The sequence below is a fragment of the Megasphaera sp. DJF_B143 genome, from assembly GCF_900320625.1.
Classification (GTDB): domain Bacteria; phylum Bacillota; class Negativicutes; order Veillonellales; family Megasphaeraceae; genus Megasphaera; species Megasphaera hexanoica.
This window is the reverse complement of record NZ_ONTA01000027.1, coordinates 1-13736: the sequence shown is the minus strand read 5'-3', so window position 1 is coordinate 13736 and position 13736 is coordinate 1. Positions and strand designations below refer to the sequence as shown.

Annotated in this window: 12 protein-coding genes; 9 read left to right on the top strand and 3 right to left on the bottom strand. The window is 49.8% G+C overall.

Annotated features, from left to right (window positions below; genetic code table 11):
• Nucleotides 1-325 precede the first annotated feature (325 nt).
• From DBO31_RS00675 to DBO31_RS00660, 4 genes are all read left to right on the top strand, one after another.
• Nucleotides 326-1534: an acyl-CoA dehydrogenase family protein gene (locus DBO31_RS00675; protein WP_150824197.1), complete on the top strand. Its 1209-nt coding sequence runs from the start codon at nucleotides 326-328 to the stop codon at nucleotides 1532-1534.
• Between the two features lie 227 nt (nucleotides 1535-1761).
• Nucleotides 1762-3960, top strand: a complete 2199-nt coding sequence (locus DBO31_RS00670) for a DUF3656 domain-containing protein (RefSeq protein WP_150824196.1) — start codon at nucleotides 1762-1764, stop codon at nucleotides 3958-3960.
• Between the two features lie 49 nt (nucleotides 3961-4009).
• Entirely contained in the window at nucleotides 4010-6376 is a 2367-nt protein-coding gene (locus DBO31_RS00665) for an endonuclease MutS2 (protein ID WP_150824195.1), read from the top strand.
• 193 nt (nucleotides 6377-6569) lie between these two features.
• Complete coding sequence (locus DBO31_RS00660) at nucleotides 6570-7961, top strand: amino acid permease (RefSeq protein WP_059077339.1); 1392 nt, start codon at nucleotides 6570-6572, stop codon at nucleotides 7959-7961.
• Between the two features lie 107 nt (nucleotides 7962-8068).
• Here the strand turns inward: DBO31_RS00660 and DBO31_RS00655 are convergent, their stop codons facing one another.
• The 3 genes from DBO31_RS00655 to DBO31_RS00645 all read right to left on the bottom strand — a co-directional run bounded on the left by DBO31_RS00655 (nucleotide 8069) and on the right by DBO31_RS00645 (nucleotide 10668).
• Entirely contained in the window at nucleotides 8069-8797 is a 729-nt protein-coding gene (locus DBO31_RS00655; RefSeq protein ID WP_059077338.1) for an NAD-dependent protein deacylase, read from the bottom strand.
• 45 nt (nucleotides 8798-8842) lie between these two features.
• A complete protein-coding gene (locus tag DBO31_RS00650; protein WP_075582154.1) occupies nucleotides 8843-9331 on the bottom strand; it encodes an HD domain-containing protein in 489 nt (162 codons plus the stop codon).
• Nucleotides 9332-9489: 158 nt separating this feature from the next.
• Nucleotides 9490-10668 (bottom strand): cation diffusion facilitator family transporter, encoded by a 1179-nt coding sequence (locus DBO31_RS00645; RefSeq protein ID WP_059077336.1) that lies wholly within the window; start codon nucleotides 10666-10668, stop codon nucleotides 9490-9492.
• Between the two features lie 278 nt (nucleotides 10669-10946).
• On the opposite strand from DBO31_RS00645, the gene DBO31_RS00640 reads away from it, so the two are divergent.
• From DBO31_RS00640 to DBO31_RS00625, 5 genes are all read left to right on the top strand, one after another.
• Nucleotides 10947-11342: a hypothetical protein gene (locus tag DBO31_RS00640; RefSeq protein WP_059077335.1), complete on the top strand. Its 396-nt coding sequence runs from the start codon at nucleotides 10947-10949 to the stop codon at nucleotides 11340-11342.
• 65 nt (nucleotides 11343-11407) lie between these two features.
• Complete coding sequence (gene scfA, locus DBO31_RS00635; RefSeq protein WP_059077334.1) at nucleotides 11408-11548, top strand: six-cysteine ranthipeptide SCIFF; 141 nt, start codon at nucleotides 11408-11410, stop codon at nucleotides 11546-11548.
• Nucleotides 11549-11613: 65 nt separating this feature from the next.
• Nucleotides 11614-13008, top strand: coding sequence for a thioether cross-link-forming SCIFF peptide maturase (gene scfB, locus DBO31_RS00630; RefSeq protein WP_150824194.1), 1395 nt, complete (start codon nucleotides 11614-11616; stop codon nucleotides 13006-13008).
• A gap of 4 nt (nucleotides 13009-13012) precedes the next feature.
• The gene (locus DBO31_RS09215; protein WP_154662689.1) at nucleotides 13013-13174 is read left to right on the top strand and encodes a hypothetical protein; all 162 of its coding nucleotides are present in this window, start codon (nucleotides 13013-13015) and stop codon (nucleotides 13172-13174) included.
• Nucleotides 13175-13362: 188 nt separating this feature from the next.
• Nucleotides 13363-13736 (top strand): ATP-binding cassette domain-containing protein (locus DBO31_RS00625; RefSeq protein WP_150824193.1); only part of this gene is annotated, 374 nt, incomplete at its 3' end.

The window sequence follows — 13736 nt, the reverse complement described above, 5'->3', positions numbered from 1 at the left end:
TATCATACTGAGTATGTGATGGAAATAACATAAAAGGAATCGTTGCTCCTCCGTATTTCTGGCATGCAAGCAGAAAGGAAAGGACACTGTATCCGGTATACGGTGCCATCGTTAAATATTTTTGTAAATATTTAAATAAAGAGTCTACAAAACAGATATTATGTGATATAATGAACATAAAGCGTGAAACACCCGAGTACCTATCATTGATTTCAGCAGCCACCGTCATAACGGGTAGCTGTATGATATAATTAATAGCCCCAAATGGCATAGCCTGTACTATACTATTTTCTGGCTATGACTTTAATCAAAGGAGAGATGTAAAATGGGTTATATTCTTAACAAAGAGCAGATGGACATCGTTAATTTGGCAAAAGACTATGCAGTAAAGAAAGTTATGCCGCTCGTACCGGAACTGGACAACGCTCCGGAACTGACACCGGAAACAGAAGAAGGCAAAAAACTTCTCGACCTCTATCAGGGCGCTGTTGACCTCGGCCTGACGACTCTGGAAATTCCGGAAGAATACGGCGGCCTTGGCCAGGACTACTACACCGTAGCCGCTGCATACGAAGAATTGTCCAAAGTTGATGCTGGCTTTGCTACAGCAGTAGCCGCTTCTTCCCTCGGCCTGAAACCGATCCTCCAGCACGGCAATGACGAACAGAAAAAACTCTATGCTGATTTCCTCAACGGCGAAAAGACGTCTGAAAAAGCTCCGGTACCGGGCTTCTGCGCATTCTGCTTAACCGAACCGGATGCTGGTTCTGATGCTTCCAACAGCAAGACGACAGCTAAAAAAGTTGGTGACGAATATATTATCGACGGCACGAAATGCTTCATCACCAACGGCGGCGTTGCTTCCGTTTACACCGTATTCGCTGTAACGGATAATACGAAGGGCGTAAAAGGCATCTCCGCTTTCATCGTTGAACGTGACCGCGAAGGCGTTTCCATTGGCGCTGAAGAAAACAAGATGGGTATCCGCCTCTCCAACACGACAGAAGTTATCTTCCAGGACGTTCATATCCCGGCTGATCACCTCGTAGGTGAAGAAGGCAAAGGCTTCATCTATGCTATGCAGACGCTGGACCTTGCCCGTCCTATGATTGGTGCCCTGGCAGTTGGTATTGCTCAGCGCGGTATCGACGAAGCTGTTAAATATGCTCAGGTTCGTCAGACATTCGGCAAACCGATCATCAAACACGAAGCTATCGCTTTCAAACTGGCTGATATGGATATCCAGACAGAAGTTGGCCGTTCCTCCATCATCAACTTCCTCAACAAATACTATGACGAAAGAAAGAATGGCCGTTACAACTACTCCCGTGAAGCTGCTATCTGCAAATGCTTCTGCGGCGATATGTGCGTACAGGTAGCTCTCGATGCTATCCAGATCCTCGGCGGTTTCGGCTACAGCCGTGAATATCCGGTTGAAAAACTCGTTCGTGATGCTAAAATCATGCAGATCTATGAAGGCACCAACGAAGTACAGAGAATCGTTATCTCCGGCCAGATTACAAAGAAACACTAATTTCACAGGTCGTACAACGGTCACATGCTTTGGCATGTGGCCGTTTTTTTTCTGGGAGAACGTTGATGGCTCGAATAAAAGACATTGCTAAGGATAAAACAGAAGTGGTACAATAAAAGTCACGTATACAAGATAGTTGAGTATATTTCACTTCAGAATATAGAGTTAGTTTGTCCAGGTATCTCTGCAGGATAGCTGGCATACGAAGGAGAATATAAGGAGGAATTATGGCAGAGTTACTGGCTCCGGCAGGTTCACTGGATACGGTACGGGCGGCAATCGACGCCGGTGCCGATGCGATTTATCTGGGTGGGAAAGGGTTTAATGCCCGCAAATTTGCTCACAATCTGAGCGATGAGGAAATGGCTCAGGCCGTGCGGATAGCCCATCTGATGGGCGTTAAGATTTATGTCACCGTAAATATTCTCGTGGCAGACACGGAACTATCTGATTTGACGGTCTATCTGAAAAAGCTGGATGATTTGTCTGTCGATGGCATCATCGTGCAGGACCTGGCTGTGGCGGAGATTGCCCGGCGCGTCGTACCAAATCTGCCGCTTCACGGGAGCACCCAGATGACCGTATCCGATCTGAATGGCGTGCGTTTCCTGGAACGGCTCGGTTTTACCCAGGTCGTACTGGCGCGGGAACTGCCTCTTTCGGAAATCCGCTATATCTGTGCCCATGCTCACGCTGCCATTGAAGTTTTCATTCACGGCGCATCGTGCATGGCTTATTCCGGACAGTGCCTGATGAGCAGTTTTATCGGCGGCCGCAGCGGGAATCGCGGCGCCTGTGCCCAGCCGTGCCGCCTGCCGTATCAGCTGTATGATGGCGATGATCCCCTGACCGGAGAAGCGTCTTATATACTGAGCCTGAAAGACCTGAACAGTTCTTCTAAGATATATGAACTCCTGTCTGCCGGCGTTTCCTCGCTCAAAATTGAAGGGCGCATGAAAGGATGCGGTTACGTGCGTACCGTTGTGGGAGCCTATCGCAGCCTTTTGGATAGCTGGCATCAGCCTGCGACAGAGCAGAAACACTGTCTTCGTGAAGCGGAAGAACAGCTGAAACAGAGTTTCAACCGCACCTATCAGGCCGATTTTCTGAAGGATCATCTGGGCCGGCACACCATCACGGCAGGTATACCGGGAAACCGCGTGCCCAATACGGGAGGCGGAGATCCGGGCCTGACCCGTCATATACCCGTCTACGGTCATGTAGATTGCACTGACCAGGGAAATTTGCGCCTGACCCTGTGGGACGAAGACGGCCATACGGCTGAAGCCGTCTCTTCTTTTCAGCCGGAACGGGCAACACGACGGCCGGCGACGCGTGACTGGGTCAAAGGGCAGCTGGAACGATTGGGTGACACCTGTTTTACTCTGGCAGATGCATCTGTCTGGAATGAATCGCACATGATCCCGGCCAGTATCCTGAATGAACTGCGCCGTCAGGCGGCGGACCGGCTGGAAGAGGATATCCTATCCGGCTATGATCGCCCCTCTGCGGGAAAGGCAGAAACGGATACGACTTTTGTAAGAGCGGCATCTATAGCGGATACGGCACCCTGTATTACCGTGCGTTGTGACTCGCCCGCTCGGGCCGAGGCGGCACTCAGGGCAGGAGCCGGCCGTATCATATATGGAGGAGAAACGTACGATCATCATTTCGTGACGGCAGAGGAATGGAAACGGGTATCGGCCCTGACCGTATCGTATGGCCGTGAATTATGGGCCGCGACGCCGCGGGTCCTGTGGCCCCGTCAGGTGGCTGCCGTGCGGACGGAACTCCGCCTGGCAGTAGAAGCGGGTATATCTGGCATCTATGCTGGCAATATGGGGATATTTCCGTTACTGGAATCAGAAGGCCTGTCCCTTCCCTGCAGTGCCGACTGGTCACTCAATATTTTTAACAACCAGAGCGCCCAGGCCTACATTCATGTCGGATGTAGTGAACTGACTCTGTCTCCGGAACTGACATTGAGGCAGATTGGACGGATTATCCGGCAGGTACCCGTTTCCATAGAAGTATTGGCAGAAGGCCGGCTGGAAATGATGATTACCGAATTTTGCCAGGCGGCGGCCTGTCTCAGCAAAGAAGGGAAAGGGCATTGCAATGGTGCCTGTAGCGGCCGCCATCTGTCACTGGAAGACCGCCATGGCATGCATTTTCCTGTCGTGACTGACCCGTTCTGCCGCAATCATATCCTCAATAACCGTGATCTGGACATGGCTCCGTACTATAAGGATCTCCGGGCAGCCCATATCAGCCGGCTGCGTATCGAAGGCCGGGGCCGCAGTGCAGACTGGGTATCGGTGCAGACAGCCCGATACGTACGATTATGGGAAGGCCGGGAAACAATGCTTCTGGGGAAAGAAGACCAGCATGTCACGCGGGGGCATTTCTTCCATGGCATTATATAAGAAATAAAGATAGCGATTAGTAAACGAAATAAAAGGAGTTTTACCCTATATGAATAAACGTAGTATGCGGATTTTGGGATTTTATCAGGTGCAGAACCAGCTCGTCAGGCTGGCTCCGTCACGTCTTTCCAAGGAAATAGCCCGCCGTCTGCGTCCTGAATCCGATGCAGATGTAGTGGAAGCGCGCCTGGCTGATACGGAAGAAGCCTGGCACTGCTTGCAGCGGGAAGCCTCTGTGCCCTTCGGAGGAATCACCGATATCCGTCCGGCATTGGAAAAGGCAAAGCGCGATGTGACACTCGACGGGCAGGACTGCATTGATATCTGGCACAATGCCCAGCGGTACGGAGAAATCAGGGTGTATTTTGCGGAAAAAGAAGGCGATTATCCACGTCTGTCCGGTCAGGCCTCCCACATCGGCGATTTTTCCCTCATCATTCACAAAATCGCCCAGGTATTCGACCAGAACCACCAGATCCGCGACAATGCGTCTGTCGAGCTTTTGCGCCTGAGAACGCGGATTTCTGAATTGGAACGGCAGACGAAACGGTACGTCTACAATGTACTCCAAAATAAAGAATATCAGAAGTATTTCCAGGATGCCCTGGTAACGGTCCGCAACAACCGCTACGTCATTCCTGTCAAGCAGGAATACCGTCATGCCTTCCCCGGCATTGTCCACGATACCTCCGCCAGCGGGGCTACATTGTATATTGAACCCATGGCCATCGTCAACGCCAATAACGACCTGCAGGCGGCCCGTATCGCAGAAACGAGGGAAATCGAAAAAATTTTCCGCCGCCTGACGGCCCTTATCGCCGGAGATTATGAAAATCTCTACGACAGTACCTATGCCGTAGGAAAGCTGGAATTTATCTTTGCCAAGGCACAGCTGGCTCTTTCTATGAAAGCGACGCGGCCGGTTATTTCCAAAAGGCGGATGGTAAAACTCATCCAGGCCCGTCATCCTCTAATTGATGCGGTCAAGGTCGTACCCAATACAATTGTCATAGGGGGAGAATACCGCATACTCCTTATTACGGGCTCCAATACGGGCGGCAAGACCGTTTCCATGAAGACCTTGGGCCTTCTGGCTCTCATGCATCAGTCCGGATTGTTCCTGCCCGTCATGGAGGGGTCGGAATTGCCCATATTCCGCGACATTTTTTCCGATATTGGTGACGAACAGGATATTTCCCAGAATCTCAGTACCTTTTCCAGCCACATGAAGCAGCTCATTTATATCCTGAAACACTGTGGTCCCGACGATCTGATCCTGGCAGATGAACTGGGATCTGGCACGGATCCTGCTGAAGGCAGTGCTATTGCCATCGCCATCCTCAAGAATTTGTACACCAAGGGCTCTTATGTCATGGTGACGACCCACTATAATGATTTGAAAAACTTTGCCTATAATACGCCGGGCATCGAAAATGGCCATGTGGAATTCGATGTGAATACACTGAAACCGACGTACAAGCTGCGCATTGGTTCGGCAGGCAGTTCCCATGCCTTCAGCATCAGTGAACGGCTGGGCATGCCCAAAGAGATTCTCGACGAAGCGAAAGAACTGCGCAGCAGGGCTCAGGACGTCGATATGGAAGCCATCCTGACCAAACTAAATGCCCAGTCCAAACGCATGGATGAAGAAGAACAGGAACTAGAGGCGAAACTGGCCAGCGCGCGCCAGATAGAAGAGGCACTGCGCAGGGAAAAAGAAAAAGTCACTTCCAAGCGGCAGGATATTATCGATTCCAGCCGGCGTCAGGCCGTCGATATGAAACGCAATCTGCGGCTGGAGGCAGAAAAAATCATCCGGGAGTTAAAAGCCCAGTCGAAAGAATCGTTGAGTGAAAAGGAACGGATGAAGGCCATCGAACAGGCCCGCCGCGCCATCCAGCAGATTTCCCTGCCCGAAGCAGAAAAGCCGCACCGCGATCCCATCGACCCGGCCCAGCTCAAAACGGGCCAGCAGGTCTATATCAATTCTCTCGACGGGCTGGGAACAGTAGAAAAAATCCACGGCAAGAAGGTGACCGTATCGGTGCGCGGCATGACCGTCCGCGTCAAGATACAGGACATCAGTGCCCCTTATTTGTCAGAAATTAAGAAAGAAAAGCAGGAAGAGAAACGGGAACAGAGCCGTTCGTCCTTCCGGCCAATCCGGACCGGTCCTGTTGCGACAGAGCTCAACATTATCGGCAAGACCGGACCCGAAGCCATACCCGAAATCGAACGGTTCCTCGATCAGGCACTGGCTGCCGGATTCAGTCCGGTCCGCATCATCCATGGCAAAGGCAGCGGTGCCCTGCGAAGAGCCGTCCACGCCTTCCTGGATGAACAGCCCTTTGTCAGACAGTACAAACTCGACGATGCCCAAAATGGCGGAGACGGTGTCACCTTAGTATATTTTTAGCATAGTAAAAAGACGCGGAATTACGTTGTAATGACTGTTTCCGCGTCTTTTTACTATTTACAAATATTTATACAGGCGATGAAATATAGTCATGGATTTTGGCGTTGTTATATGATAAAATAGGTCCACAAAGGGATATTTTTTATGTTTTCTCGTAAAATGGGAAAATATAGTAAGAAATGGAGGAAAGTATATGAATTTATTACGTCGTAAATCATTCGACGACTTGCTGGCCCATACGCAGGAGAAAAAGTTGACCAAGGCATTGGGCGCCTTTGACATCACCCTTATGGGGCTGGGTATCATCATCGGAACGGGGATTTTTGTCCTGACGGGTATTGGAGCGGCCAAATATGCCGGCCCTGGACTCATGCTGTCTTTTGTATTCGCGGCCATTACCTGCGCCTTTGTCTGTCTGGCCTATTCCGAACTGGCATCGTTTCTTCCCGTATCGGGGAGCTCGTATACGTACGCCTACGCATCGCTGGGTGAAATATTCGGCTGGTGGGTCGGCTGGAGCCTGATTCTGGAATATTCCGTCGGAGCCAGTGCCGTAGCCGGTGGCTGGTCTGCCTATTTTGTCGGCATCCTTCATTCCTGCGGTATCGACCTGCCCAAGGCACTGACCAGCGTACCCGCTGATGGCGGTATCATCAATCTGCCGGCTGTGCTCATCGTCCTTTTGGCAACGGCCCTTCTCGTCGTCGGTGTCCGGGAAAGTGCCAGGGTCAATCGGATTCTCGTCTTTGTCAAAATCGGCACGATTTTCCTGTTCTTATTCCTGGCAGCGCCGCACATTGAGCCGGTCAACTGGCAGCCCTTCCTGCCCTTTGGCATGCAGGGCGTATTTGCCGGCACAGCCGTGCTGTTTTTTGCCTACCTTGGCTTTGACGCCTTATCTACGGCAGCAGAAGAAACGAAGAATCCGAAACGGGATATGCCAATCGGAATCATTCTGGCTCTGGCCATCTGCACCATCCTGTACATTGCCGTCTGTGCGGCCATGACCGGCGTCGTACCATATCCGATGCTGGATACGGCGGCTCCTGCTTCGTATGTCCTCGAATACATCGGCCTGCACCTGGGGTCGGCTATCGTCGGTACGGGCGCTATCTGTGGCCTTTCCACAGTCGTCCTTGGCATGCTCTTTGCCCAGAGCCGTGCTCTCTATTCTATGAGCCGGGACGGCCTCATGCCTATGAGTCTCTACAAAGTGCATCCGAAATTCCATACGCCTTATATCATTCAGATCATCATAGGCATAGTCGTCGCCTGTATCACGGGATTCACACCCATACACATCGTAGCGGAAACGTGCAGTGCCGGAACGATTTTTGCCTTCCTCTGCTCCTGCGTGGGCATTCTCATCCTGCGCCGCGTCTATCCCGACAAGCCGCGCGGATTCCGCTGCCCGGCCGTGCACATCATTGCTCCCCTGGGATTTATCTGCTGTGCCTTCATCTTCTCGGAATTATCTCCCCATACGCTCCTCCTCTTTGGCGGATGGTCTGTACTGGGACTGCTGATTTACCTCGTATATGGCAACCGTCATAGCGTATTGCAGAAAGAGGAAGCAGGAAAATAGGTGTGTTTACATCTACCATTATCGTCTTTATACTAAAAAACAGCTGCATTACATTCTGTGTAACGCAGCTGCTTTTGTCAATCTGGTATATCCCGGGCCCGGTTGGGTCAGAGTTTTATCTTGGAAAAGACTTCGCCAATGGAATCGTGGAGTACCAGGTCGGCCGTATGGTCCATATCGGTGCTTGATTTGTTGATGAGTACCAGTTTGTGGCCGTGATAGTAACGCACGAGGCCGGCGGCCGGATAGACAACCAGGCTGGTACCGCCGATGATGAGCATATCGGCATGACTGATGTAGTACAGCGATTGTTCGATGACATCATTGTCGAGGCCTTCTTCGTAAAGAACGACATCGGGCTTGATGGTACCGCCGCAGGCATCGCATTTAGGAATACCTGTCGTCTGCCTGATATATTCGGCATCGAAGAATTTATGACAGTGCTGGCAGAAATTGCGGTGGATACTGCCGTGCAGTTCCAGAACATTTTTGCTGCCGCCTTTCTGATGCAGTCCGTCAATATTCTGGGTAATGACAGCCTTCAGCTTGCCTGCCTGTTCTAGTTCGGCCAGCTTCTTGTGAGCCATATTAGGCTGGGCCGAAAGAGACGCATTCAGGATTTTATCCCGGTAGAACCGATAGAACTCGTCTGTATGCTGTTCGTAAAACGTATGGGAGAGCATCGTTTCAGGGGGATATTTGTAGTGCTGGTTATAGAGTCCGTCTTTACTGCGGAAATCAGGAATGCCGCTTTCCGTAGAAACGCCGGCACCGCCAAAGAATACAATATTGTCCGAATCATGGACCATCTGGAGAAACGTATCAATAGCAGACATGAGGACCGCTCCTTTCCAAACGCGAAAAACTACTTCTGAACTAATCTATATATCAAAATGAGTGTTTAGCAGCGAAATACCTGACCCGGTGCGGAACACCTTATCCCGGAAGGTGCGGATGGCGTCTGCATCCAGCTGATCTTCGTAGGCGTTGACCAGAAAATCCGCTTCCAAAAGTATCTGATAATCGGGGCCGTCGATGCCCGTATAGGTGTGATGATGGCCGATGAGCCAGCAGACGCGGTCGGTAAAAGACGAAGAAGAAGAGAAGGGTTCCAACAGCTTGCGGGCGATAGCCGGCCCTTCCAATTCCTGATATTTGCCGGACGAACTGCCATATTTTTCTTCTGCCGCGTGGATGCCGATATCGTGGAGTACGGCTGCCGTTACCAGGATTTCCTGCGTATCCGGAGCGAGGTGTTCCAGCTGACCAATCAAATCGGCGTAGGCGTAGACTTTGAGGAAATGCTGGATACGCCGGGGATCGCCATGGTCGTAGGCAACAGCTGCTTCTATTAGTTTGGGAATGTTCACATATATGCCACCTTTCTCAGAATCTGTCTATCGCTTTTATTATACACTATTTTCGGCTGGATAGGCGGTACAGCCGGCAAAAGGATTGTATTTTTTAGCATCAGAACTAACAGGCCCGGCAGCAATCTCATGGGAGTTGCCACCGGGCCTGTTGCCGGTCACTGTTTTCCTTCTGGCAGGATGTTTGCCAGGACGACGTGGTATCGTTCGTTATATTTTTTGATGGATGCATTGATTTTTTTACGGATGGCGATGATGTTTTCTTCGGAGTATTCTTCCGGCGGGATATGGAGGTCGCAGATGATATTCGGATGGCGCGCACCGGCAGTGAAGCGGAGATTATCCGTATGATACTGGGGATATTCCGTCTGGATCAACGTGTCGATATCGTGGCGCATGGCCGAAATGATTTTCTCATCCGTGCAGAGCGGATCCATGTGAACGTTGATATTGATCTGGAATTTCTCTTTCAGAATATCCTCCAGTTCATCGACAGCCGAATGGACTTCTACGATATCGGACGTATCAGGCACTTCCACGTGGATGGAAGCATAGGTACGACCGGGGCCGTAGTCGTGGATTTTCAGGTCATGGACGCCGACGACATAGGGGCAGTGCAGGGCACAGTCGGTAATTTCCCGTACCAGTTCCGGGTCTGGTGCCTTGCCGAGGAGAATGTTGATGACTTCCTTTGCCAGGCTGCCACCGGAATAGAGAATGAGCAGTCCGATGAGCGTACCGGCAGCGGCATCGATGGGCAGAGTCGTAAACTGCTGGGCAATGGTGGCCAGCAGGACACCCGTCGTGGCGATGGCGTCGTTGATGCTGTCGGATGCAGTCGCCTCATTGACACTGGAGTGAATCTGCCTGGCAATATAGCGGTTATACAGGCACATCCATCCTTTGACGGCAATGGATGCGACGAGGATGATGACCCCCCACAACGAGAAATCCAATGTTTCCGGTTCAAAGAATTTCGTAACCGATGCTTCACAGAGCTTATACCCGACGATGAGAATCAGGATGGCAATAGTAAGGGATGCCAGGTATTCAAACCGCCCGTGACCAAAGGGGTGGTCTTCGTCAGGAGGACGATTGCTCAGCTTGGCGCTTATTATAGAAATAAAAGACGATCCCATATCGCTCAGGTTGTTGAAGGCATCGGAAATGATGGCGATGCTGCCACTGGTCATGCCGACGAGAAACTTCCCGATGAACAGGAAGAGATTGCAGATAATACCCAGGATGCCGCCGACGATGCTGTACTGCTCGCGGACCTTTTTGTCAGTTGTATTGCTGTAATTCTTTACAGTATGACGGATGATATATTCAATCATACGTATCGCCTCTTTGGTATTCTCAAGATTGGTATCATTGTAGCATGAAAAGAATGGGTTGTGTAGAGATAGATTGAAAAAGGTGAATTTATGAACCGGAACGGGGCCTGAACATCTGACGGGGTATCTGTATATAACGTACTGAAATTGAAAAATATAAAATATATTGTCCTGTTTTTGCTATCTCAGTTTGACAAATGTTGTAGAATTTTGTAGTATAAAAGGGCACAGTGATTGATATGTGTCTGTGAATTTGTACGGTGGAGGGTTCAATCGATATGAGTTTACAATATGTAAAAGGCAGTTATATGGATGAAGTCATGTACGGTGACAAGCCTGTATTATTTACGCTGGAAGGTCTCGGTGAAGACCAGAAGGAAGAAGCCGAACGGTATAGCAAAGAAATATGGGACTGGATTCATCAGCATCATGTCCGTGTATTGGCCCATGCACCGCTCATTGCCAATTTTAAGAATAAGAAATGGCGGTCCGACGGGGAACCGGAAATTTCCGCTGAAGAAATCCGGGGATATCTGAAACATATCAACTCCGTCTATGTCACCTATCGTGGCGGGTTCGACATTTTCTTTGACACGAATGAGCTGTTCCAGGAACGATCCATCGTCGTGCGGGTTGGGAAAAATTTTGTTTTTGAAGGATTCAGTCTTTTATAAGACATTGTAGAAAATACGGTTCTATGTTACAATAATACCAGTTATAATTATGAGAGGTGAATATCATGGCAAAACACATCATTACTATTAATACAGAATCTATCCAGAAGACGGCGCAGCACGCTGGCTGCAGCGAATGCCAGACATCCTGCCAGTCCGCTTGCAAGACATCCTGCACGGTAGGCAATCAGGTCTGCACAAAATAAGGTTGAACACTGAGGGGACACCCTTTACCGGAAGGTAAAGGGTATTCTTTTTGTATGGAGGAACTATGTCTGAACAAATTAATCCGATGATCCATAAATATTGCCAGAACGGAACGTACATGCTGCTCGACGTCAATAGCGGCATCATCAATGTCATCGACAAGGTGACTTACGATATCCTCGACATTTATGACGGCACGAATAAAAACGCCGTCTATGAAGGACTGGGGACGACGTATTCCCGGAGTGAACTAGATGAATCTCTTTCCGAACTGGATGAACTGATAGAAAAAGAAATGCTCTTCGCACCCATGTGTGATAATTTTAAAGTCGTGGCTGAGGAAGAACCGGTCATCAAATCGTTGTGCCTCAATATTGCCCACGACTGCAATCTGCGCTGCAAATACTGTTTTGCATCCCAGGGTGATTATGACACGCATAAACGGGAACTCATGAGCTTCGACGTGGCAAAACGGGCCGTCGATCTGCTTATTAAAAGCACAGAAGGCAAGCGGCAGCACTGTGAAATCGATTTCTTTGGCGGCGAACCGCTTATGAATTTCGATGTAGTGAAACAGACTATTGAATATATCCGCGAACAGGAAAAAATCCACGATAAGGTATTTAAGCTGTCGCTCACGACGAATGGTATGCTCCTGGATCCGGCCAAAGTGAAATACCTGACCGACCAGCATATCAGTCTTATCCTGAGCCTCGATGGCCGTCCGGAAGTCCACAACCGCATGCGTCCCGATGCAGGCGGTCACGGCTCGTACGACACATGTGCACGGAATCAGGTTTATGCAGCCAAACACCGCAATGGCGAAGAATATTACGTGCGCGGTACGTATACCAAATATAATCTGGATTTTACAGAAGATGTCCGGCATATGGCGGATCTGGGTTTTGAAGGTCTTTCCATGGAACCTGTCGTAGGCGACGATTTATCCTATGCCATTACGGACGACGATCTTCCCAGGATTTTTGATGAATACGACCGCCTTACGGATTTTTATCTTCAGCGTTATGATGAAGGTCATCCGTTCGTTTATTATCATTTTATTATGGATCTGTACCGCGGCCCCTGCATCGCCAAACGGCTGCGCGGCTGTGGTGCCGGGCACGAATACATGTGTGTCGTCCCCAATGGTGACATCTATCCCTGCCATCAGTTCGTAGGCCAGGACGGTTATGTCATCGGCAACGTCTACGATGGCGTGACGAATGATACCATTCCGGCCCTGTTTCGCGATATGCATGTCCTCAATAAACCGGAGTGTTGCAAGTGCTGGGCCAAGTTTTTCTGCAGTGGCGGATGTCATGCCAACAATATCAAATATGGCGGCAACATCCAGACACCGTACGAACTGAGCTGCCGCATCCAGAAGAAGCGCATCGAATGCGCCATGTATATCCAGGCGAAACTGGCCATGAAGCGGCAGGAAGCTGCACAGGAGTGATGATATGGTCCGCAAGATAAACATATTTCTCTGGCTTGTCGTATTCTTTTATCTGATTTACGCGCTGGTCATGGAAGGGCCGACGGCCAAGATGATCGGTCTGCTGGTGCTGGCAGTTCTTGCCGTCCTGGCTCAGATCATCGGATGGCGTCGGAAAAAGAAATAAGTAGACGGGGCTGTGATGGCAGCTCCGTTTTCTTGCTGGACACAGTTTTTTTTTCCAAATTGCATGATAAAATGCACCAAAAGAGTTGACTTTAATTCCGTATTGGAGTAATCTTATGTGTAGCTAAACAGTATACATTACAAATTAGCTCTGACACGGTTCAAGAAGTTTCATAGGAGTGATACAACATGAGCGAATTACTGAGAGTAGAAGGATTACACATCGCCGTAGAAGGCAAAGAAATCCTGAAAGGTCTCGATTTAACAATCAATACAGGAGAAACCCACGTTATCATGGGTTCCAATGGCGCCGGCAAATCGACGCTTTTCAATGCGATTATGGGCAATCCGAAATACGTCGTAACAGCAGGAAAGATTTTCTTTGAAGGAAATGATATTACCGATGCCCCCGTCAATGAACGAGCTAAGGCCGGTATTTTTATGGCATTTCAGCAGCCTATCGCCGTACAGGGTATTTCTGTTGAAAATTTCATCCGTAATGCCAAGAGCACCGTTTCCGGCCAGCAGCAGCGCATCATGCCGTTCCGTAGAAAACTGCATGC